Raw genomic sequence first — 21,672 nt, forward strand, 5'->3', positions numbered from 1 at the left:
AACATGAGAACATCTTATATAATTACGGTTATTATTTTCGGAATACTTTTTGCTGCATGTAAACAGGAAAAAAAAGCTGCTTTAAACGATTATATGGTTGGAAGTTGGCAAACTGAATATATCAAAATTGAAATGCCAACTATTAATAAAACTGATAGCACCTCTGTTTTTGAAGATAATTTTAGTAAGCCTAATACTGGTAGAGCTCAATCTACTTATAAAAAAGATGGAACTTTTAAAGCTTGGTTTCAACAGCCTAATGGTGAAAAAACTGGAGAAACTAATGGTAAATGGAAAACAAAAAATGATAGTTTGTATGTAGATTACCCTTATTTAGGAAAACAGGTCCAAGCTTGGTATAAAATAACTAAAACAAAAGAAGGTTTTGAAGGTAAAGTAGTTTATGATTGGGATAATGATGGAGAATTTGACGATACTTTAATTATGAAAACTAAAAGAATAAAAGAATAAAATTGCTAAACGTTAACAACATATCCTTACGTATCCGAATATTTTTGTCAATGATACTTCTTGTATTATTGGCTTCTGTTTTAATTGTATTAGTAACTGTTTATCAGTATGGTGAACAAACCAAAGATTATAACATTCATCGTTTTGGAAGAAAGGAAACTACCATTAAACAAGCTATTGAAATTGAATTAAAACGTAGAACAACATATCCTGTTAACACAGAAAACTTATCTAAAATTTTTCAGGACAGAATTTATGAGATGGCTGCTGTTCATAAGCTTACAATTACAATGTATGGTATGGATGGTCGGTTTTTAAAATCGTCAAAACCTTATAATTTTGAAAAAGTAGAAGATAAACCTCTTTCTAGTGAAATAACTACTGAATTAGCTAATAATTCTGATCATAAAATTTTAAAAAGTAGAAGTAAAAACGGAATTACCTACCAATCTTCCTATACGTATATAAACGATTTACGCTTTAAACGTATTGGAATACTTGAAATACAAATAGCGCAAAATAACGAAGAACAAAAAAAGGAGTTACAAGAATTTATTTCACGCTTGTCACTTGTATACATCCTTATGTTCCTAGTAGCAATTGCTTTAGCCTACTTTTTATCAAGCTATATTACACGATCTATTCAAACAATTTCAGAAAAAATTAAAGAGACTCGTTTAAACAAACGAAACGAAAAAATCACTTTAAACTCTGCCAGTTCAGAAATCAATTCTTTGGTTGATTCTTACAATAACATGATTGACCAACTAGAAGAAAGTGCTGTAAAATTAGCTATGAGCGAGCGTGAACAAGCATGGAGAGAAATGGCAAAACAGGTTGCTCATGAAATTAAAAATCCATTGACTCCTATGCGACTTTCTGTTCAAAGTTTTGAAAGAAAGTTCAATCCGGACGACCCTAAAATTAAAGAAAAAATGTCTGAATATAGTGAGACACTTATTCAGCAAATAGATGTAATGAGTTCTATTGCCTCAGCGTTCTCTGATTTTGCTAAAATGCCTACACAACGACGTGAAAAATTAGATGTAGTAGATGTTGTAAAACACTCGTTAGACATATTTACAGAAGGGTACATACATTACATCCCACAAGAAACAGAATTATTTGCCAATCTAGATAAAACACAATTGATTAGAATTGTAACCAACCTAGTAAAAAATGCAACACAGGCAATAAAAGAAAACGAACAAAATCCTAGAGTTGAAGTAAAAGTCACTTCAGAAGGTAATAACGTTAAAATTTCTGTTTCTGATAATGGAAAAGGTATTACTGAAAAAAATAAAGAATTAATTTTTGAACCTAAGTTTACTACTAAAACTAGTGGAATGGGATTAGGTTTACCAATGATAAAAAATATAATTGAAGCATATGACGGTTCTATTACTTTTACCTCAACTGAGGGTATAGGAACTGTTTTTAATGTAATTTTACCCAAAACATAATCAAATGAATTTCGAAAACATCTTAGTTGATACTTCTAACGGATTAGCTACAATAACTATTAATCGTCCAAAAAAATTAAATGCTTTAAACAAAGCAACTATTGAGGAATTACATACAGCTTTTGATAGCTTAAATAATGATTCTTCAATAAAAGCAATCATTATTACAGGTAGTGGAGAAAAAGCTTTTGTTGCTGGTGCAGACATTTCTGAATTTGCTCATTTCTCAGTAGCAGAAGGTGCTGAATTAGCCAGAAAAGGACAAGAAACTTTATTTGATTTTGTAGAAAATTTATCTACTCCAGTAATCGCTGCTGTTAATGGATTTGCATTAGGTGGTGGGTTAGAATTGGCAATGTCGTGTCATTTCAGAGTTGCTTCTGACAATGCTAAAATGGGATTACCAGAAGTATCTTTAGGTGTAATACCAGGCTATGGAGGTACACAGCGTTTACCTCAGCTTGTAGGTAAAGGAAAAGCTATGGAAATGGTAATGACAGCTGGAATGATTTCTGCTGAGGAAGCTAAAGATTCTGGATTAGTAAATCACGTTACAACACAAGAAGAATTAATTCCATTAGCTGAGAAATTAGCTAGCAAAATAATGAGAAATTCATCTGTTGCAATTAGTGCTGCTATTAAAGCTGTAAACGATAATTTTAAAGACGGTATTAATGGTTTCGAAACAGAAATTACTGAATTTGGAAACTGTTTTGGTACAGAAGATTTTAAAGAAGGGACTACTGCTTTTCTAGAAAAAAGAAAACCTAATTTCCCTGGAGCATAACATATGACATTAAAGAAAACTCTTTTTCTAATTCTTTTTCTCTTTAGCTATAGTTTTTTTGCACAAAAAACTATTGATAGTCTATATGTAAAAAGTCTTAAAACGCTTTCTGATTCTTTAAGAGTAGAGGACGGGAGTAGAGAAAGAGTTCTTTTAATGAACAAAATGTTAGTTCTTGCCGAAGAACAAAAAGACACCTTTAGAACAATTCTTCTATTGCATAGAATTGCTAGGCAAAGTCAATTCATTAATGAGCATTACACATCTATTAAATCTTATAAAAGAGAATTAGATTTATACAACAGGTATCAATTTAGCAAGAAAGAAAAAAAAGCCATACTCTTAGCTAAAATAACTCCTATAGAAATACAAGTACAACTTGGAAATAGTTATGCTGCCATAGGAGAAACTAAAATAGGGTTGGATTATTATTCTATTGGTGAAGCCATCGCTGAAAAAGAAGACTTAGGTTTTTATAAAGCTGTAATACCTGTTTTAATTGGCGGAATGAATAATACTGCAGGGGAATATGAAGAAGCTATAAAACAGTATAAAAAAGGCTTACAACTTATAGAGTCTGCAAAAGATATAGATGAAATAAATAGGAAATTCAATAGTTCACTCACTATTGTAAGCATCAGTGACTCTTATCTTAAACTAAAAAAATTAGATTCAGCTAACTTTTATTTAAATAAAGGAATTGAGAAACACTTAGATACCATTAATGATGTTATTCGATTAAACTACTTGTCTCAAAAAAGTAAAATCTTAATTGCTGAAAATAAAAACGAAGAAGCTTTAATTGTATTAGAAAAGTTAAAAGATTTAAGTCATAAATACGATACAAATTCAGGAGAAACGTACTACTATAAAGAATTAGCTGAGGCCAATAGTAATCTAAAAAACTATGATAAGGCAATAGCTATAATGCTTAAAGGTATTGACAAAATAAAAAACAAAACCAAAGAATTCAATTTAGTAGAAGACTATAAAAAACTTGCTAAAATTTATAAAAAAGCTGGAAACATTGAAAAATCAAATGAGTATTTTGAAAAATATGTTTTAAATCAAACTGCATTAGAAAAAAACAGAAAACATATTGTAGACTCTTTTCATAAAAAGAAAATTTCTGATTTAGAAACAGCTAAACAAAAACAACAAAATAAAACTTCTCTTTTACTTATAGGAGGCTCTTTTGTCATTGCACTTTTGCTACTTTTCTTATTTATTACATCAAAAAGAAGAGCAAAAACCACCAAGAGGTTTAATGAATTATTGACTAAAATAGAATCTTTAGAAAAACAACAAACTCTTGTAGACACTAAAGACATTTCATTAGAAGAAAAGAATACTACTTCAGATATTAATCAAGAAACTTTTAATGAGATTTTAGCTGGCTTACAAAAAATAGAAGAACAGCATTATTATTTAAAACAAGAATGTAATTCATATAACGTAGCAAAGAAAATAAAAACAAATACTTCGTATTTATCGAAAGTAATCAATGCGCATTATCAGAAAAACTTTAATACATACATAAACGATTTAAGAATTAATTACATCATTTTAAAATTAAAAGAAAGCAGCAAATTTAGATCCTATTCTATTCAATCAATTTCAGAAGAAATAGGTTATAAAAGTCCAGATTCTTTTACCAAATACTTTAAAAAAAGAACTGGTTTATTACCTTCTGTTTATATCAAAAAATTGAATTCTATTTCTTAAATCAACATCAAAAAGACGCTACAAAAGCCCTAAATTTATAAATTTGGGGCTTTTTCATTTTTGAGACCTTTCTTTTTTAAAAAACACATCAAACAACTATAAAACAACAACTTAACAAGTAAAAATACAACCCTATTTTCCTAAAACTGGGTATACTTTACTTGGAATAGCTCTTTTAAAGTAGAATCTTTGTATCAGCAACTAAGCTCATATAAAATTTATTGAGAAATGAAAAAATCAACAAGAACTTTAATTGTTATCATCTCATTCTTATTACTTGGAGGACTATTTGGTTACACAGTAGCTTCCTCAATAAAAAGTTCTAATAAGTCTGATAAAATTTTCCAAACATTAAAAGAAAATTGCGATTGTAAAGAGGTTAACCAAATCATTTATGCAAAAGGAATTCAGTTTGGGGAAAATGGTCTTTCAACTGAAAAAGGAGAATACCAATTAGTTGACTGCAATTTTGAATCAGTAGAAGCTGAAGCTAAAAGAATTCAATCTTTATTAGAATCTGAAATAAAAGATTTTAAAGAAATAGACTTATTAGAGTTAGAATTTATTAACCAAAACGAAAGTAAAGTAGTCTTAATAAAAAAAGGAATCATTAAATAAAACCGAACATCATGATAATTATAATAACAACCATCATTTTAGAAATAGCACAATTACTATTAAATTTAGTCTTAGCGATATTTTAAATACAGGATTATTCGATACTATCTTAAAAGTTAATTAAACAGTTCCATCCCATTCATTATAGAACTGTTGTAAAAATTGCTCCATAAACTCATGTCTTTTTGCTGCAATACTTTTACCTGTAGCTGTATTCATTTTATCTTTTAACAACAATAGTTTTTCATAAAAGTGATTTATCGTTGGTGCTGTAGACTTTTTATATTCTTCTTTGGTCATGTTTAGATTTGGAAGAATACTCGGATTATATAACTCTCTATTTTTATAACCTCCGTAGTTAAAACAACGAGCTATTCCTATAGCACCTATTGCATCTAATCTATCTGCATCTTGAATAACTTCTAATTCTGGCGATGTGAACTTTTGTTCGAAATTACCTCCTTTAAAAGATATATTTTGAATAATCTTTTCAACATGAACAATTATTGCTTCACTTACATTTTGAGACTCTAAAAATACTCGTGCCTTTTTAGGACCAACAGTTTCATCCCCATTATAAAACTTACTATCGGCAATATCATGTAATAAAGCACCTAAAGCCACTATGAATTCATCTACTTTTTCCGTCTTTGCTATTAATAATGCATTTTTATATACTCGTTCTACATGAAAATAATCATGTCCTCCCTCTGCTCCTTTCAAAGTTTCTTTTACAAACTCAATAGTATCCTGTATAATTTGCGCTCTGTTCATAGGTTCAAAAATAAAAAACCTGCATTTAAATAAATACAGGTTTTGAAAAATTATGTTCGAATTACTTTTAAGCTGTAACTGCTTTCCCTATTAAGTTATTAGCTACTAAATATTCAGCTATTTGAATTGTATTTGTAGCTGCCCCTTTTCGTAAATTATCAGAAACAATCCACATATTTAAACTATTTGGTTGCGATAAATCTCTTCTAATTCTACCTACAAAAACTTCATCTTTTCCTTCAGAATAGAACGGCATAGGGTATACATTATTCTCAATATCATCTTGTACAACAACTCCATCTGTTTCAGATAAAATTTTGCGAATATCCTCTACTTCAAAATGATTTTCAAACTCAATATTTACAGCCTCACTATGGCCACCTACAACAGGTATTCTTACTGATGTAGCTGTAATACCAATACTAGGGTCATTTAAAATCTTATGAGTTTCTCTTACCAATTTTAATTCCTCTTTAGTATAACCTGCTTCTTCAAAAACATCACAATGAGGTAATGCATTTTTATGAATTTGATGAGGATATGCTGTTTCCCCCTCTATTCCTTTAGATTCATTTTCTAATTGTTGAACAGCTTTAACTCCTGTTCCTGTAATTGACTGATAGGTAGAAATTACCAAACGTTTGATACCATATTTTTTATGTAATGGTGCCAAAGCTAAAACCATTTGAATTGTAGAACAATTTGGATTTGCTATAATTTTATCATTCTCCGTTAATTCAGAAGCATTAATTTCTGGTACTACTAGTTTTTTAGTAGTATCCATTCTCCATGCCGAAGAATTATCAATTACAGTTGTTCCAGCCTCTGCAAATTTAGGAGCCCATTCTAATGATGTACTTCCTCCTGCAGAAAACAACGCTACATCTGGCTTCATAGAAACAGCGGTTTCTAATCCAACAATGGTATAATTTGTTCCTTTAAACTCAATTTGTTTTCCAACTGAACGTTCTGATGCTACAGGAATTAATTCTGTTACAGGAAAGTTACGTTCTGCTAACACTTGTAACATTACATTACCTACCATTCCGGTAGCTCCTACTACTGCTACTCTCATTTATTATTATTATTTACGGTAAGTTGCCAATAACCAACATCTACCCATTTATTAAACTTATATCCAACTTCTTTAAAATGTGCTACTTTGGTAAAACCAAACTTTTCATGCAAAGCAACACTTGCTTTATTAGGCAATGATATTCCACCTATTAACACATGAAAACCTTTTTCAATTAACACTCTAATTAAATTATTGTACAACTGAGAACCTATTCCTTTGCCTCCAACATTAACATCTAAGTAAATAGAAACTTCAGCTGTTTTACCATATGCACTTCTTGTATTCCAAAAATTTCCATGTGCATAACCTACAATTCTATTATTCTCTTCAAAAACAAACCAAGGAAAATCCTTTGTTATTTTTTCTATTTTATTTTTAAAGTAAGTTACAGAAACAGGTTCCTCTACAAACGTAGCAATGTGACTTACAACATAGTAATTGTAAATATTAGTTATTGCTTCAGCATCATTTATAGTTACACTTCGTATCATTTCTTTGAAATACTAGTACAAAGGTTCAAAAAAATGAGATTAGTTGTATCTGTTTTACCGCTAAATTTTCTCAAAAATTTGAATTCCTATCAATTTGATACTAAATGTATTATTTTAAACATAAAAAATAAAAATTATGTACTTTTGCAGCGATTTTTAAAAAAGATCATAACATATTTTGTTTAACTAAAAAAGTATAGCATGCAACTGTACAATAAGTTAAGCGCAAGTGAACGCGCTGCATTAATAGACGAAGCGGGAAAAGACCGTTTGACAATTTCATTCTATCAATATTTTAAGATAGAAAATCCAACCTTATTTAGAAACAAATTATTCCTAGAATGGAACGAATTAGATGTATTAGGTAGAACCTATGTGTCTTATGAAGGTATAAATGCTCAAATCTCTGTTCCAGCAGAAAATTTCTTAGCTTTAAAAGAACAATTAGATAACATTTCTTTCTTAAAAGATATTCGTTTAAATGTTGCCGTAGAGCAGGACAATAAGTCGTTTTTAAAATTAAAGGTAAAGGTTCGTAATAAAATTGTAGCTGACGGATTAAACGATGATACTTTCGATGTAACAAATAAAGGAGTTCACTTATCGGCTAAAGAGTTTAATGAAATGTTAGCAAATCCAAACACTGTATGTGTTGATATGCGTAACCATTATGAAAGTGAAATAGGCCATTTCGAAGGAGCTGTAACTCCAGATGTAGACACATTTAGAGACTCTTTAGATATTATTGAAGAAGATTTAAAAGATCATAAAGAAGATAAAAACCTATTAATGTATTGTACTGGTGGTATCCGTTGTGAAAAAGCATCAGCTTATTACAAGCATAAAGGTTTTAAAAATGTATTCCAATTAGAAGGAGGAATTATTGAATATACTCGTCAAGTAAAATCAGAAGGATTAGAAAACAAATTCAAAGGAAAGAATTTTGTTTTCGATCATAGACGTGCTGAACGTATTTCTGAAGATGTAATTTCTAATTGTCATCAATGTGGAAAACCATGCGACACACATACCAACTGTGCAAACGAAGGTTGTCACTTATTATTTATTCAATGTGACGAATGTGCTGAACAAATGGAAAACACTTGTTCTTATGAATGTCAAGAAATTATCCATTTACCTTATGAAGAGCAAAAAGCTTTACGTAAAGGTAAACATGCTAGCAATAAAATATTTAAAAAAGGACGTTCTGAAGCTTTAAAATACAAGAAATAATGCAAAAAATTGAACTAATGGCACCTGCTGGTAATTTTGAATCGTTACAAGCAGCGTTAGACAATGGATGTGATTCTGTGTATTTTGGTGTTGAACAATTAAATATGCGTGCTAGAGCATCTATTAATTTTACTCTTGACGATTTAGAAGAAATCTCACAAAGATGTAAAGAGAAAAATGTTCGTACTTATTTAACCTTAAACACTATTGTTTACGATCATGATTTATCAATTGTAAAAACATTGATAAAAAGAGCAAAAGAAGCAGATATTACTGCGGTAATTGCTATGGATCAAGCAGTAATTGCTATGGCAAGAGCTGAAGGAATGGAAGTTCATATTTCTACACAAATAAACATTACAAATATTGAAACTGTAAAGTTTTATGCAATGTTTGCCGATACGGTTGTATTGAGTAGAGAACTTAGTTTACGTCAAGTAAAAAAGATTACCGAACAAATAGAAAAAGAAGAAATTAAAGGTCCCTCAGGCCGTTTACTTGAAATAGAAATTTTTGGACATGGTGCATTATGCATGGCTGTTTCAGGTAAATGCTATATGAGTTTACACTCTCACAATTCTTCAGCAAACAGAGGTGCTTGCAAGCAAAATTGTCGTAAAAAATATACGGTAATTGATCAAGAATCAGGATTTGAAATGGAACTAGATAACGAGTATATCATGTCTCCAAAAGATTTATGCACAATTGATTTCTTAGATCAGGTTGCCGATGCTGGGATTAAAGTATTAAAAATTGAAGGTAGAGGAAGAGCTCCAGAATATGTTGCCAAAGTAATTAAATGTTATCGTGATGCTATTGATAGCTTATCCAATGGTACTTATGATAAAGAGAAAGTAATTAGCTGGATGCAAGAACTAGAAAAAGTATACAATCGTGGTTTTTGGAATGGATATTATTTAGGACAAAAACTAGGGGAATGGAGTAAAGAACCAGGTTCTCATGCCACTCAAAAGAAAGTATACTTAGGTAAAGGGGTTCATTATTTCCAAAAAGCTCAAGTTGGTGAATTTAAAATTGAAGCTTATGATGTAAATGTAGGTGATACAATTTTAATTACAGGTCCAACTACAGGAGCAAAAGAAATGGAGCTAAAACAAATGTTTGTAAATGATACTCCTGCTGAAAAAGCTACTAAAGGTGATGAAGTAACGATGAAATTAGATTTTAAAATTCGCTCTTCAGATAAGTTATATAAAATTGTAAAAACCGAATTTTCACAAGCCTAATGGTAGTAGTTACTTTACAAAGAAAAAAATGTATTGGTTGTAATTATTGTGTAGAGGTAGCTCCTGCACAATTTCAGATGTCGAAAAAAGATGGAAAATCAGTTCTTTTACATTCTTCTGAAAAAAAAGGTTTTTTCACAATAAAAACTCACGATGATTCTATTTACGAAGCATCATATGAAGCCAAAAAGGCTTGCCCAGTTAAAATTATAGAAGTAAAACAACTCTAAATACTTTTTACTATATATCAAAGCTCTCTTCTGAGAGCTTTTTTATTTTAAATAATGTAATTTTATACTAAATAATTTAAATGTCTGGAGAAAAGAATTTAACTACCTTAATTAAAGAAATGAAACCTTTTGTTAATAAAGGAGAATATGTTTTTACTTCTGTTTCAAACACTTCTAATATTGACAAAGAAGAAATTATTAGTTTTTTTAAAGAGCAAGAAGGTGTAACACTTATTCTAAAAAAGTCTGTTGCCGACAATTTAAATCTAACATATAGCTTTATAGCTTCTTGGATTACTTTAAAAATACATTCAGCTCTAGACGCTGTAGGGCTTACAGCTGCTTTTTCAACAGAGCTTGCAAAAAACAACATTAGCTGTAATGTTGTTGCCGGCTATTATCACGATCATATTTTTGTTGCAAAAAAAGATGAGGCTAAAACCATCGAAGTATTAACAAATCTTTCTAATAGTTTTTAGCTTTGTAAAATGGAATTACAACCACCATATCGTAAAATTATTCATGTAGATATGGATGCTTTTTATGCATCGGTAGAACAACTAGACAATCCTGATTTAAGGAATAAACCTGTTGCTGTTGGTGGAAGTGAGATTAGAGGAGTTGTCTCTGCTGCTAGTTACGAAGCTAGAAAATACGGTGTCCGTTCTGCCATGAGTGGAGTACTTGCTAAAAGAAAATGCCCACACATAATCTTTGTGCCTCCTAGGTTTGACAGATACAAAGAAATTTCTTCTAAGATTAGAAAAATATTTTATGATTATACCGATTTAGTAGAACCTCTTTCTCTTGACGAAGCTTACTTAGATGTTACTGAAAATAAAAAAGGAATTTTATCTGCCAGTTTAATTGCAGAAGAAATAAGAAAACGCATCTGGGATGAACTAGAATTAAGAGCTTCAGCTGGGATTTCTATTAACAAGTTTATAGCAAAAGTTGCTTCAGACATTAACAAACCAAATGGTCAAAAAACCATAAACCCTGAAGAAGTAATTAGTTTTTTAGAAGAATTGCCTATCAATAAATTTTACGGCGTTGGAAAAGTAACTGCTGCTAAAATGCATAATTTAGGAATTTTCACAGGTTTAGATTTAAAGAAAAAATCAATAAATGAGCTTTCTAAATTATTTGGAAAGTCTGGCTTACATTATTACAATATCGTTAGAGGGATTCACAACAGCCAAGTAAAACCTAATAGAATAAGAAAATCAATAGCAGCCGAACGTACTTTTAATGAAAATTTATCTTCCGAAGTGTTTATGTTAGAACGTTTAGATAAAATTGCTGATGAATTAGAGCGCAGAATGAAAAAGTCGAACACTAAAGGTAAAACCATTACTTTAAAAATAAAATACAGCGATTTTACTCAACAAACTCGAAGCAAAACCACCAACCATTATATTTATCAAAAAAGAGACTTTTACCCTATAATTAAGGAATTATTATTTCAGGAAGCTTTAAAAAACTCTGTTCGCTTATTAGGAATTTCTTTTAGTAATTTAAATACCGAAAAGAAAGAGCCAATTTGGGTACAACTAAAATTTAATTTTTAGATTATTGGAAGCCTTAAAGTAACTCTTGTTCCAATAGATTGACCTTTTTCATCAACCAAATCTATGTAAACTAAAGAAAAATCATTTTGATATTGATTAGCGAAGTTTTTCAACCTTTCCGTAGTTAATTCTATCCCTATAGAATCTCTATTCAGGGATTTATTTTTTTTAATTTTTAAAGCAGCATCTCTTCCTATTCCATTATCTGATATATCAATTTGAATAAACTCATCCGAAATTTTTTCTACTGATAACTCTACTTTTTTACTCCCTTTTTTTGAAGACAATCCATGCCAAATAGAATTTTCTAAAAACGGCTGTAATATTAATGGAGGTATTTTTATTCTCTCTAACTCTAAATCAGGACTAATATATTCCTCATATTCTATTTCATTTGAAAACCTAATATTTTCAATACTCATATACAAGTTCATCGTTTTTAACTCTTCTCCCAGTGTTACCTCTTTTACTCTAGAAGAATCTAAAATACTACGAATTAACTTTGAAAACTTATTTAAATAATAAACCGCATTCTTTTGTTCATTATTGATAATATAAAGCTTAATAGAATTCAGAGCATTGAACACAAAATGTGGGTTCATTTGAATTCTTAATGCTTCTTGCTCTAAAAGTAAAATTTGCTTATCATTTTTTAACAAACGTTGTCTATATATTGAATACAATAAAACACCAAATAAAGCTATAGAAACCAAAGCTATAATTAGAATATTACGATTTCTTGTTAATTTTAACTTACCTATTTCATTTTGCTTTGCAAGATCTTTGATTTTATTACTCTTAACTTCATTATCGTACTTGCTAATTAAGCTATTTACATAACGAATATTTTTAGCATTGAATGTCTTTTTTTCTAATTCAATTGCCATTTTGTAATACTCTAAAGATTTCTTGTATTTCTTTTGTTTTTGATAAAGTTCAGACAAATGATCATAAGACACCGTTAGACTAGAAGGAATATTATTCTTCAAAGAAATTCTTAGTGCTTTATTGATGTAAATTTTAGCCTCATTTAATCTATTCAATTTTAAAAGAGCGCAACCTAAAGTATTATATACTTCTGATAGGTAATATCTATTCCCAATAGATTCAGCTAACTCAACAACCTCTTTTATATACTTATGAGCTTCTTCATATTTAGATTGCTTTATTAAAATACCACTTATACTATTATGACAAATTACTTTTCCTAACCGATCTTTATTTAGGTTATTATATTTTAGTGATTTTCGATAATTGTCTAGAGCTTGATTTAGGTCTCCTATGTGTTTATAAGCATAACCAATATTTTGATGATTAATTGCTAAACCTCTTTTATCGTCTAAATCCTTTTGAATAGCAATAGACTTACTAAATTTTTCTAAAGCTTTTTCATATTGTTTTAAAGCTAAATAAATATTACCTAAGCTATTGATTGAAATACTGTGACTAATCTTGATATTCTTATTAGGCTTGTCAATTTTTGAAATAATTTCTAAGGCAGATTGATGATAGTTTAATGCCATTCTTATTTTATCTTGCCTTCTGTAAACAACACCTAACTGATTTAGTGTTACAATTTCCGCCTCTACACTTTTAATCTCTTTAGCTAAATCTAAAGCTTCTTTATATTTCTTTATTGCTTTATTATATTCTGTAACATTTCTATGAGATCGTCCTTGTACATTTTTGGCAAAAATCTGACCTAAAACATAATTCTTCTTTCTACTTTCGTTTAAAAGTAAATTTAATTCCTCACTAGTAAATCGAATTCTTCTAAAGTGTTTTTGAAGTTCAAAATAATTAGTTTCTTTTATTTCCAGCGCTTTAACTATTAAGCTATCTACATTTTTTTGAGAAAAACATTTAATGCTGAACAAAAAGAACAATACTAATGTGAAGATTTTTTTCATCTTAAAACTTTTCTAACAGGTCCGATTTTCGTTGTCTTGACACAGGGATTTTATGATTGTTTTCAATAATTACATAACCATCAGACTTTAAAAACTCTTTAATTTTATTTAAGTTAATGATGTAGGAATTATGAATTCTAAAAAAATGTTCTTCAGGTAACAATAAATTAATTTCTTTTAATTTTTTAGTAACTACTATTTTCTTATTATTTGTAGTATGAATTGAGCAATAATTACCGTCAGACTCAACAAATAATATTTCAAATTGTTCTAAAAAAATAAGTTTACCATCTGTATTTATTGTTATTTTTCTTCTATTGAATTTTTTATTGAAGCTTGAAAGTATTTTCTCAAACTTATCATCATAATTATTGTTTTTTGAATAATGCTTTTTTATCCTGTTCAACGTTTCTTCCAAGTCATCAGTATCTATAGGTTTTAACAAATAATCAATAGCTTGATTTTTTAATGCCTTAATAGCATATTCATTATAAGCAGTTGTTATAACAACAGCAAAATCTGATTTTTCTAACTTCTCTAGCAACTGAAACCCATCCATTGTAGGCATTTCAATATCTAAAAAAAGGCAATCAATAACATTTTCGTTAAGATATTTTATAGCCTTATCAGCTTCTGTAAATGTTTGTATGATTTCTAGATCATCATTAAAATTCGATAATTCCCACAAAAGACTTTTGATAGCTTTTGGTTCATCATCGACAATAACTGCTTTTAACATAAAGTGGGATTTGCAACCAAATGTAACTGTTATAATTGTAAAATTAAAATCAGCTTTTGCTATTTAAAGCTAAAAAAAGACTCTTTTTTCACCTAAAAAAACGAAAGACCAACCATTTACACACAATTTCCTACTATTTATACATATGTTATTTAAAAAAATATATTTTCGTCTGATATTTGCATCATAATACACAAGGGGAATCATTATGATAAATTAGGGGATTAATCAATAATGATATTAAACTAAAAAGCATCACTTTAATAAAGAGATGCTTTTTTATTTGAAATAAATTTATATGCAAAAAAAAGCTCAAACAATTTGTTTGAGCTTTTTCTTATTTAATCAAGTAGTTTCTTAAGCCTCGAAAGGAACTATAGAAACATAAGACTTGTTGTCTCTTTTCTTTCTAAATTCAACTACACCATCAACTTTAGCGTGTAAAGTATGATCTTTCCCCATGTAAACGTTTTCACCTGGATTGTGAGTTGTACCTCTTTGACGAACAATAATGTTACCTGCAATAGCAGCTTGTCCTCCAAAAATCTTTACTCCTAGTCGTTTCGATTCTGATTCTCTACCATTCTTCGAACTACCAACACCTTTTTTATGAGCCATTTCTGTAAGTTTTTAAAGTTAATTATTTACTTAATGCTTCAATTAATTCAGCTTTCTTTAAAGAAGTGTATCCAGAAATACCTTTTTCTTTAGCTAAAGCTTTTAATTCTGCAACAGTCATTGAACTAATATCTTTAGATTCAGCTTTAACTTCTGCTTTAGGAGCTTCTTTTTTAGCAGCCGCCTTTTTTACACCAGAAGCAGAAATACCTTCGATTTGAATCTCAGTTAAAGACTGTCTGTGTCCATTTTTCTTTTTGTAACCTTTTCTTCTTTTCTTTTTGAAAACGATTACTTTATCACCTTTTAAGTGACCTAATACCTTAGCAGTTACTCCTGCTCCTTCTATAGCTGGGGCGCCAATAGTTACGTTACCTTTATCTTCAATAAGCATTACGTTATCAAAAGTTACTTTTGATCCTTCTGCCTCTTGTAAACGGTGTACGTATACTTTTTGGTCTTTTGCTACTTTAAATTGCTGCCCTGCTATCTCTACGATTGCGTACATACTTTTTGTTTTGCGTTATATTATTCACACCTTCTTAATGAAAATGCGGGTGCAAATATACGTTTTTTAATACAGAAAACAACCTATAACACAGAAAATTAATCTTTTAATAATTAACAAGTTAAAAAATATTTTCCTTTCTATGTAACAAATTATCTAAACTCACGTCACATATGTCAAAATCAGTCAAGAACTAATATATAAATCAATGAAAAAAAGTGTTATAACTCTTGCTACTGCTTTATTAGTTGGCTTAACTGCTAAGGCACAAAAAGTAGAGTTTGAAGAGTATGATTTAAAAAATGGGATGCATGTAATTTTGCATCAAGATAATTCTGCTCCTGTAGTTACAGTTGGAGTAATGTACCATGTAGGTGCTAAAGATGAAGTTACTGGAAAAACTGGAATGGCTCACTTTTATGAGCATTTATTATTTACTGGAACAAAACATATTGGTCGTGGTGAATGGAATAAAATTGAAGCTGCAAACGGAGGTACAGGTAACGCTAATACAAACTGGGATAGAACATATTATTATGAAACTTTTCCTTCGAACAATTTAGAATTAGGGTTATGGATGGAATCTGAAAGATTATTACACCCTATCATAGATCAAAAAGCAGTTGACACTCAAAATGAAGTTGTTAAAGAAGAAAAACGTCAACGTATGGATAACGCTCCTTATGGTAAAATCATTTACGGTGATGTATATCGTCATATTTTTGACAAGCACAATTATGGTAGACCTATGATTGGTTATATTAAAGATTTAGACGCTTCTAAATTAGAAGAGTTTAAAGCCTTTTACAATAAATGGTATATGCCAAACAATGCTGTTTTAGTAGTAGCTGGTGATTTTGAAGTTAAAGCTACAAAAAAATTAATCAAAGATTACTTTGAACCTATTCCTGCTAGAACTTTACCTAAACGTGAAAAAATTGTTGAGCCAGAAAGAACTAAAGAAAAAAGAGTAAAAGAATACGATTCTAATATTCAATTACCAGCTATTGTTTTAGCCCACAAAACTCCTTCAATGAAAGAAAGAGATGCTAAAGTTTTGGATGTAATTTCTACTATTTTAAGTGATGGTAAAAGCTCTAGATTATATAAAAAATTAGTTGACAATAAAAAAATGGCTTTACAAGCATTTTCTTTTTCTAGACCATTAGAAGATTATAGCGTGTATAACATTGCTGCAATTCCTTTAGGAAAAACTTCTTTAGATGATTTAATTAAAGAAATGGATGAAGAAATTAAAAAACTTCAAACTGAATTAGTTTCTGATAACGACTTACAAAAAGTAAGAAATAAGTTTGAGAATAGATTTGTTTCTTCTAACTCTAGTGTTCAAGGTATTGCAAACTCTTTAGCAAGAAACTACATGTTAATGGGTGATACTAATAAGATCAATAAAGAATTAGAAGTTGTTAACTCTATTACAAAAGAAGAAATTAGAGATGTTGCTAAAAAATATTTAAATAAGAACCGTAGAGTTGTAATTGAATATTTACCTGAACCTAAAAAGAAATAATCATCTAATACTGAATATATAATGAAAACGAAGATATTATCAATCGTAACAATATTATTTCTATCATTTACTGTTTCAGCACAGATTGATAGAAGTAAACAACCAAAACCTGGACCAGCTCCTAAAATTAATTTAGGTACACCAGAAAAATTTACATTACCAAACGGACTACAAGTTTTAGTTGTAGAAAATCATAAATTACCAAGAGTTACCGCTACTTTATCTATAGACAATCCATTAATGTCTTATGGAAACAAAAAAGGAGTTGAAGGATTATTAAGCGGAATGTTAGGTACTGGATCTAAAAATACCCCTAAAGAAAAATTTGATGAAAAAGTTGACTTTTTAGGAGCTAATATTTCTTTTTGGGATGAAGGAGCTAGAGCTAGTTCATTATCAAAATATTTTCCTCAAGTTTTAACATTAATGGCTGATGCAGCTTTTAACCCTGTTTTTAATCAAGAGGAATTTGACAAACAAATGAAACAATCATTAGATGGAATTAAATCTAATGAAAATAGTGTAGCCGCTATCGCTAGTAGAGTAGAAGATGTACTTGCATATGGTAAGAATCATCCATATGGAGAATTCACTTCTGAAGAAACATTAAAAAACGTTACTCTTCAAGATGTTAAAGATTTATACAATAAAACTTACAAACCTAATAACGCTTACTTAGTAATTATTGGTGATGTTAATTTTAAAGAAATAAAACCTCAAATAAAAAAATTATTTGGTAATTGGAAGAAAGGAGATTTAGTTGCACAAAATTTACCTAAAGTTGAAAATCCTTCAACAACAGAAATCGATTTTATCAACATGCCTAATGCTGTTCAATCTGAATTAGCAATAGTTAACACTGTTGATTTAAAAATGGGTGATAAAGATTACTATGCTGCCTTATTAGCAAACCAAATACTTGGTGGTGGTGGTACTGGTAGATTGTATAAAAACTTACGTGAAGACAAAGGGTATACTTACGGTTCTTATTCAGGAATTGGAGCTAGCAGATATGCTTCTAAATTTAAAGTTTCTGCTTCGGTAAGAAACATGGTAACCGATAGTGCTATGGTTGAAGCTATGAAAGAAATTAACAAAATTCGATATAAAAAAGCTACACAAGAAGAATTAGATATTGCAAAAGCTAAATATATTGGAAACTTTGTTAGAAATGTTGAAAAGCCTCAAACAGTAGCTACATATGCTTTAAATATTCTAACAAATAAACTTTCTAAAGATTATTATAAAAACTATTTAAAAAACATTAATGCTGTTACATTAGATGATATTCAAAATGCAGCTATTAAATATTTTAGAGGAGATAAAGCACGTATTATAATTACTGGTAAAGGAATTGATGTTTTAAAGAATTTAGAAAAGAATTCTGATTATAAAATCAATTACTTCGATAAGAATGGTAACCCAACGACAAAGCCAGAAATGAACAAACCAATTCCTGCTGGTGTTACTAAAGCAACTGTTATTAATAAGTATTTAGACGCTATTGGAGGTGCCGATAAAATTAAAAACTTAAAAAGCACATTCTTAGTTTATACTACAGATATGCAAGGAGCTAAAATTGAAAGCACAGAAAAAAGAACAGCTTCACATTATGGAAATTCTACAGCAATGAATGGAAATGTAATGATGAAAGTTGTAGTAGATAAAGATGCTGTTAAAATGAACGGACAAGCATTACCTCCAGCTATGGCTAAAGACATGACCCACATTTTAGGGGTTTTACCTGAAATAGGATTATTAGAAAATCCTGATGCTAAATTAACTGCCATTGAAAATATAGATGGTAAAGATGTGTATGTTATATCTAAATCAGGAAAAGTAGTGTCAACAAATAGTTATTTTGATGCAAATACAGGTCTTAAAGTAAAAGAAACTCAAAGAATTCTTTTTGGAGGTCAAGCACAAAATAATGAAAGTATATTTAGTGATTATAAAGATTTTGGAGGAGTAAAATTTCCTACAAAAAAATCGGGAAGCTTAGGGCCACAAAAAGTACTATATATATTAAAAGATGCTAAAGTAAACGAAGGTGTTTCTGACGCTGATTTTAAATAAAAAATTACTTAAGTAAAATTAAAAAGAGCCAAAACAAATTGTTTTGGCTCTTTCATTATATATTTAAAACATAATCTATTTTGCTTTATTTACCAACCAAACTCCAAACAGAATAACTCCTCCTGCTAACAGTTGAATTAAGCTTAATTTTTCTCCGTCAATAATTCCCCACATTACTGCTACAATTGGTATTAGATAGGTTACCGATGAAGCAAAAATAGGTGACGATAAATGTACCATTTTATTAAACATTACTTTTGCTATTCCAGTACCTACTACCGATAAAACAGTAATATAACCTAAAGCACTTGTAGTTTCTTGGTTTATTTCAAAAGAAGAGAAAAAACCAGAAAACAGCAACACTAAAAAAGCTGGAATAATTAGCAACAAGAAGTTTCCTGTTGTAATAGCCAAAGCATCTAAATCATGTAAATACTTTTTTACAATATTTACATTAAAAGCATAACCTATAGAAGAAATTATAACTAATAAAGCATACCAATAATTCTGATTCGGGTTTAATTCAGCTCCTTTTAAAATTAAAATCAGCGTTCCAATAAGTCCAATTAAAATACCGATAAACTGTTTTCTTTTAAAAGAAAATCCAAAAACTAATGCTCCAAAAATAAAAGTATTAAATGGAGTTAAAGAGTTTAAAATTGCCGAAATTGAACTATCTATCCCTTGTATTGCAAAAGCAAATAAAAAGGCTGGAAAAAATGTTCCTAATAATGCTGTATACAAGATATAAATCCAATGCTTTTTTTGAATCTTTTTGATACTTTTAAAACCTATCAATAATAAAAACACTGCAGTAATTAACATTCGCAAAGCCCCTAACTGTATTGGAGTTAAACCAATTAATGCTTTCTTTATCAAAATAAAAGAGCTTCCCCAAACTAGCGAAAGCACTATTAAATACAACCATTTTTGTTGTTGACTACTCATTTTCAATTCATTTAACGACAAAAATCGACTATTTTCATTTAAAAAATTGATTTTATTAATAACTTTGTCAAATAAACCAATAAATAGAAATGATGAAAATTCAAAAAATACTTTTAGCCTTAACTTTAGTTAGCTTTTTAGCTGTAGGATGTAAAAACGAAGCAAAAAAAGAAGACACTAACAAAGCTCCTAAAACTGTAGTTGCAGCAGATGCTAAAGAACTTTCTTTAAACATTTCTGGAATGACTTGTGAAATAGGTTGTGCTAAAAAGATAGCTTCTGATTTATCTAAAAAAGAAGGTGTATTAGAAGCAAAAGTTATATTTAAAGATAGTATTGCTACTGTAAAATACGACGCGAATATTACTAACAAAGAAGACTTAATTTCTTTTGTAGAAGGAATTGGAAGTGGAGATATGTACAAAGCTTCTGAAGCGACAAAAAAAGAAACAAAAGAAGCTGATACAGATAAAAAAGAAAGCGACAAACAAGCTTGCGCTACAGATTGTAAAAAAGAATGCTGTGGCGAAACAGAAAAAGCATAGTTCTTCTTTAAATTAATAAAATCAAGCTTCTCAAATGAGAAGCTTTTTTTGTGTTTTACCTTATCTTTGCAAAAACATTTCTTGTAATGAAAAAACACTTTCCTCTCCTAGTAAAAATATCATTAATATCGGTATATCTTATTTTTTTAGCAGGTTCTGTTGTTCGTATGACAGGCTCAGGAATGGGATGTCCAGATTGGCCAAAGTGTTTTGGTTATTATATCCCTCCAACCTCTGAAGAACAAATTACTTGGCAACCTAACACCTCCTATGAAAAAGGCATGATTATTATAAAAAATGAAGCCTTATTTGTTGCTGAAAATGATTTAACAACTTCTAGTGAATTTAATAACAGTAATTGGTCAAAATACACTAAACACAGCTACGCTAAGTTTAATAAGTACCATACTTGGACTGAATATATTAACCGATTATCTTCAGCACTTGCAGGTATTCCTTTTCTATTCTTAATTTTTACTTCGGTTTCATTTTGGAAAGAGAAAAAACAAATTACACTATTAGCATTTGGCGCATTCTTCTTAATGCTTTTTGAGGCTTGGTTAGGAAAAACTGTTGTCGACACTCATTTAAAACCAACTATCATTACCATTCATATGGTAGCTGGTTTACTCATAATTGCGCTGTTACTTTGGTTATTACACATTATTTCCGATCGTAAAAAAACAACTTTAAAATACAATTCTTTATTTAACAAATTAGTAATTGCTTCAGCTGTGTTTTCGTTAATTCAAATTGCTATGGGAACACAAGTACGTCAATTTATAGATGAGCAAGTAAAATTGTATGGTTTTGAAAATAAACAGTATAGTTTATTAGAGCCTAATTTTAAATTTTATTTCCACCGATCATTCACCATTGCTATTGTGTTAGTGAACTTAGGAATGTTTTATCTAAATCAAATTAAAGACTTAGGTTTTAAACTTGTGAATTGGATTGTTTTCTTAATCTTTTTAGAAACTATTACAGGGATTTTAATGTATTATGCTGAATTTCCATTAGGAACGCAAGCAGTACACTTATTATCTGGAGCTATTTTATTTGGATTGCAGTTTTATTTATGGGTTCAAAGTAGAAAATTGAGAACTTAA

General features: G+C 29.5%; 22 protein-coding genes. 14 read left to right on the forward strand and 8 right to left on the reverse strand.

From position 1 onward, the window contains the following. The first annotated feature begins 3 nt into the window (after window positions 1–3). The 5 genes from ACOQN8_RS05380 to ACOQN8_RS05400 all read left to right on the forward strand — a co-directional run bounded on the left by ACOQN8_RS05380 (window position 4) and on the right by ACOQN8_RS05400 (window position 5,064). Window positions 4–471 carry a hypothetical protein gene (locus tag ACOQN8_RS05380; RefSeq protein ID WP_420551901.1) on the forward strand — a complete coding sequence of 156 codons (468 nt, stop codon included), beginning with the start codon at window positions 4–6 and terminating at the stop codon, window positions 469–471. Window positions 472–521: 50 nt separating this feature from the next. Beyond that, the gene (locus ACOQN8_RS05385; protein ID WP_420551902.1) at window positions 522–1,934 is read left to right on the forward strand and encodes a sensor histidine kinase; all 1,413 of its coding nucleotides are present in this window, start codon (window positions 522–524) and stop codon (window positions 1,932–1,934) included. Between the two features lie 4 nt (window positions 1,935–1,938). Continuing rightward, on the forward strand, window positions 1,939–2,721 hold the full coding sequence (locus tag ACOQN8_RS05390; RefSeq protein WP_272150463.1) for an enoyl-CoA hydratase/isomerase family protein: 783 nt from the start codon (window positions 1,939–1,941) through the stop codon (window positions 2,719–2,721). Window positions 2,722–2,724: 3 nt separating this feature from the next. Next, complete coding sequence (locus ACOQN8_RS05395) at window positions 2,725–4,446, forward strand: helix-turn-helix domain-containing protein (protein WP_420551903.1); 1,722 nt, start codon at window positions 2,725–2,727, stop codon at window positions 4,444–4,446. 228 nt (window positions 4,447–4,674) lie between these two features. Further along, a complete protein-coding gene (locus ACOQN8_RS05400; RefSeq protein ID WP_420551904.1) occupies window positions 4,675–5,064 on the forward strand; it encodes a hypothetical protein in 390 nt (129 codons plus the stop codon). A gap of 120 nt (window positions 5,065–5,184) precedes the next feature. On the opposite strand, the gene ACOQN8_RS05405 is transcribed toward ACOQN8_RS05400, so the two are convergent. The 3 genes from ACOQN8_RS05405 to ACOQN8_RS05415 all read right to left on the reverse strand — a co-directional run bounded on the left by ACOQN8_RS05405 (window position 5,185) and on the right by ACOQN8_RS05415 (window position 7,407). Beyond that, on the reverse strand, window positions 5,185–5,838 hold the full coding sequence (locus tag ACOQN8_RS05405) for an HD domain-containing protein (RefSeq protein ID WP_235274388.1): 654 nt from the start codon (window positions 5,836–5,838) through the stop codon (window positions 5,185–5,187). Window positions 5,839–5,905: 67 nt separating this feature from the next. Continuing rightward, the gene (locus tag ACOQN8_RS05410; RefSeq protein ID WP_235274389.1) at window positions 5,906–6,913 is read right to left on the reverse strand and encodes an aspartate-semialdehyde dehydrogenase; all 1,008 of its coding nucleotides are present in this window, start codon (window positions 6,911–6,913) and stop codon (window positions 5,906–5,908) included. Further along, window positions 6,910–7,407: a GNAT family N-acetyltransferase gene (locus ACOQN8_RS05415; protein ID WP_150898211.1), complete on the reverse strand. Its 498-nt coding sequence runs from the start codon at window positions 7,405–7,407 to the stop codon at window positions 6,910–6,912. Before ACOQN8_RS05415 ends, ACOQN8_RS05410 begins: the two co-directional genes overlap by 4 nt. A 201-nt stretch (window positions 7,408–7,608) precedes the next feature. Here ACOQN8_RS05415 and trhO point away from each other — a divergent pair, with 201 nt between their 5' ends. From trhO to dinB, 5 genes are all read left to right on the forward strand, one after another. Continuing rightward, on the forward strand, window positions 7,609–8,640 hold the full coding sequence (gene trhO, locus ACOQN8_RS05420; protein WP_420551905.1) for an oxygen-dependent tRNA uridine(34) hydroxylase TrhO: 1,032 nt from the start codon (window positions 7,609–7,611) through the stop codon (window positions 8,638–8,640). Next, window positions 8,640–9,887, forward strand: coding sequence for a peptidase U32 family protein (locus tag ACOQN8_RS05425; RefSeq protein ID WP_420551906.1), 1,248 nt, complete (start codon window positions 8,640–8,642; stop codon window positions 9,885–9,887). The genes trhO and ACOQN8_RS05425 overlap by 1 nt, the downstream gene beginning before the upstream one ends. Further along, entirely contained in the window at window positions 9,887–10,117 is a 231-nt protein-coding gene (locus ACOQN8_RS05430) for a ferredoxin (RefSeq protein WP_150898208.1), read from the forward strand. Before ACOQN8_RS05425 ends, ACOQN8_RS05430 begins: the two co-directional genes overlap by 1 nt. 80 nt (window positions 10,118–10,197) lie before the next feature. After that, window positions 10,198–10,596, forward strand: a complete 399-nt coding sequence (locus ACOQN8_RS05435) for an ACT domain-containing protein (protein ID WP_420551907.1) — start codon at window positions 10,198–10,200, stop codon at window positions 10,594–10,596. Window positions 10,597–10,605: 9 nt separating this feature from the next. After that, window positions 10,606–11,688 carry a DNA polymerase IV gene (gene dinB, locus ACOQN8_RS05440; RefSeq protein WP_420551908.1) on the forward strand — a complete coding sequence of 361 codons (1,083 nt, stop codon included), beginning with the start codon at window positions 10,606–10,608 and terminating at the stop codon, window positions 11,686–11,688. Here dinB and ACOQN8_RS05445 read toward each other — a convergent pair. The 4 genes from ACOQN8_RS05445 to rplU form a co-directional block, all read right to left on the reverse strand. Next, the gene (locus tag ACOQN8_RS05445; protein WP_420551909.1) at window positions 11,685–13,598 is read right to left on the reverse strand and encodes a tetratricopeptide repeat-containing sensor histidine kinase; all 1,914 of its coding nucleotides are present in this window, start codon (window positions 13,596–13,598) and stop codon (window positions 11,685–11,687) included. The two genes, dinB and ACOQN8_RS05445, sit on opposite strands and share 4 nt — an antisense overlap. Before the next feature lies 1 nt (window position 13,599). Beyond that, complete coding sequence (locus ACOQN8_RS05450) at window positions 13,600–14,337, reverse strand: LytR/AlgR family response regulator transcription factor (RefSeq protein WP_420551910.1); 738 nt, start codon at window positions 14,335–14,337, stop codon at window positions 13,600–13,602. Between the two features lie 357 nt (window positions 14,338–14,694). After that, complete coding sequence (rpmA, locus tag ACOQN8_RS05455) at window positions 14,695–14,955, reverse strand: 50S ribosomal protein L27 (RefSeq protein WP_150898203.1); 261 nt, start codon at window positions 14,953–14,955, stop codon at window positions 14,695–14,697. A gap of 22 nt (window positions 14,956–14,977) precedes the next feature. Then, on the reverse strand, window positions 14,978–15,463 hold the full coding sequence (gene rplU / locus ACOQN8_RS05460; protein ID WP_150898202.1) for a 50S ribosomal protein L21: 486 nt from the start codon (window positions 15,461–15,463) through the stop codon (window positions 14,978–14,980). Window positions 15,464–15,671: 208 nt separating this feature from the next. Between rplU and ACOQN8_RS05465 the strand changes: the two genes are divergently transcribed. Together ACOQN8_RS05465 and ACOQN8_RS05470 are read left to right on the forward strand one after the other, a co-directional pair. Beyond that, complete coding sequence (locus tag ACOQN8_RS05465) at window positions 15,672–16,994, forward strand: M16 family metallopeptidase (protein WP_420551911.1); 1,323 nt, start codon at window positions 15,672–15,674, stop codon at window positions 16,992–16,994. 21 nt (window positions 16,995–17,015) lie between these two features. Further along, window positions 17,016–19,070: a M16 family metallopeptidase gene (locus tag ACOQN8_RS05470; RefSeq protein ID WP_420551912.1), complete on the forward strand. Its 2,055-nt coding sequence runs from the start codon at window positions 17,016–17,018 to the stop codon at window positions 19,068–19,070. A 75-nt stretch (window positions 19,071–19,145) separates the two neighbouring features. Here ACOQN8_RS05470 and ACOQN8_RS05475 read toward each other — a convergent pair whose 3' ends face one another. Further along, on the reverse strand, window positions 19,146–20,018 hold the full coding sequence (locus tag ACOQN8_RS05475; protein WP_420551913.1) for a DMT family transporter: 873 nt from the start codon (window positions 20,016–20,018) through the stop codon (window positions 19,146–19,148). Between the two features lie 89 nt (window positions 20,019–20,107). Between ACOQN8_RS05475 and ACOQN8_RS05480 the strand changes: the two genes are divergently transcribed. Then, complete coding sequence (locus tag ACOQN8_RS05480) at window positions 20,108–20,563, forward strand: cation transporter (protein ID WP_420551914.1); 456 nt, start codon at window positions 20,108–20,110, stop codon at window positions 20,561–20,563. Between the two features lie 86 nt (window positions 20,564–20,649). Continuing rightward, window positions 20,650–21,672, forward strand: a complete 1,023-nt coding sequence (locus ACOQN8_RS05485) for a COX15/CtaA family protein (RefSeq protein WP_420551915.1) — start codon at window positions 20,650–20,652, stop codon at window positions 21,670–21,672.

The organism is Tenacibaculum aiptasiae, assembly GCF_965221665.1.
Taxonomy (GTDB): domain Bacteria; phylum Bacteroidota; class Bacteroidia; order Flavobacteriales; family Flavobacteriaceae; genus Polaribacter; species Polaribacter aiptasiae.

Bases quoted from the DNA above. Each gene is read 5' to 3' on its own strand.
- ACOQN8_RS05415 (WP_150898211.1), bottom strand. From the start codon at position 7,407: ATGATACGAAGTGTAACTATAAATGATGCTGAAGCAATAACTAATATT.
- ACOQN8_RS05485 (WP_420551915.1), top strand. From the start codon at position 20,650: ATGAAAAAACACTTTCCTCTCCTAGTAAAAATATCATTAATATCGGTA.
- ACOQN8_RS05390 (WP_272150463.1), top strand. From the start codon at position 1,939: ATGAATTTCGAAAACATCTTAGTTGATACTTCTAACGGATTAGCTACA.
- dinB (WP_420551908.1), top strand. From the start codon at position 10,606: ATGGAATTACAACCACCATATCGTAAAATTATTCATGTAGATATGGAT.
- ACOQN8_RS05400 (WP_420551904.1), top strand. From the start codon at position 4,675: ATGAAAAAATCAACAAGAACTTTAATTGTTATCATCTCATTCTTATTA.
- ACOQN8_RS05430 (WP_150898208.1), top strand. From the start codon at position 9,887: ATGGTAGTAGTTACTTTACAAAGAAAAAAATGTATTGGTTGTAATTAT.
- ACOQN8_RS05395 (WP_420551903.1), top strand. From the start codon at position 2,725: ATGACATTAAAGAAAACTCTTTTTCTAATTCTTTTTCTCTTTAGCTAT.
- ACOQN8_RS05445 (WP_420551909.1), bottom strand. From the start codon at position 13,598: ATGAAAAAAATCTTCACATTAGTATTGTTCTTTTTGTTCAGCATTAAA.
- ACOQN8_RS05435 (WP_420551907.1), top strand. From the start codon at position 10,198: ATGTCTGGAGAAAAGAATTTAACTACCTTAATTAAAGAAATGAAACCT.
- rplU (WP_150898202.1), bottom strand. From the start codon at position 15,463: ATGTACGCAATCGTAGAGATAGCAGGGCAGCAATTTAAAGTAGCAAAA.
- ACOQN8_RS05380 (WP_420551901.1), top strand. From the start codon at position 4: ATGAGAACATCTTATATAATTACGGTTATTATTTTCGGAATACTTTTT.
- ACOQN8_RS05410 (WP_235274389.1), bottom strand. From the start codon at position 6,913: ATGAGAGTAGCAGTAGTAGGAGCTACCGGAATGGTAGGTAATGTAATG.
- ACOQN8_RS05385 (WP_420551902.1), top strand. From the start codon at position 522: ATGATACTTCTTGTATTATTGGCTTCTGTTTTAATTGTATTAGTAACT.
- rpmA (WP_150898203.1), bottom strand. From the start codon at position 14,955: ATGGCTCATAAAAAAGGTGTTGGTAGTTCGAAGAATGGTAGAGAATCA.
- ACOQN8_RS05425 (WP_420551906.1), top strand. From the start codon at position 8,640: ATGCAAAAAATTGAACTAATGGCACCTGCTGGTAATTTTGAATCGTTA.
- ACOQN8_RS05465 (WP_420551911.1), top strand. From the start codon at position 15,672: ATGAAAAAAAGTGTTATAACTCTTGCTACTGCTTTATTAGTTGGCTTA.
- ACOQN8_RS05480 (WP_420551914.1), top strand. From the start codon at position 20,108: ATGATGAAAATTCAAAAAATACTTTTAGCCTTAACTTTAGTTAGCTTT.
- ACOQN8_RS05405 (WP_235274388.1), bottom strand. From the start codon at position 5,838: ATGAACAGAGCGCAAATTATACAGGATACTATTGAGTTTGTAAAAGAA.
- ACOQN8_RS05470 (WP_420551912.1), top strand. From the start codon at position 17,016: ATGAAAACGAAGATATTATCAATCGTAACAATATTATTTCTATCATTT.
- ACOQN8_RS05475 (WP_420551913.1), bottom strand. From the start codon at position 20,018: ATGAGTAGTCAACAACAAAAATGGTTGTATTTAATAGTGCTTTCGCTA.
- ACOQN8_RS05450 (WP_420551910.1), bottom strand. From the start codon at position 14,337: ATGTTAAAAGCAGTTATTGTCGATGATGAACCAAAAGCTATCAAAAGT.
- trhO (WP_420551905.1), top strand. From the start codon at position 7,609: ATGCAACTGTACAATAAGTTAAGCGCAAGTGAACGCGCTGCATTAATA.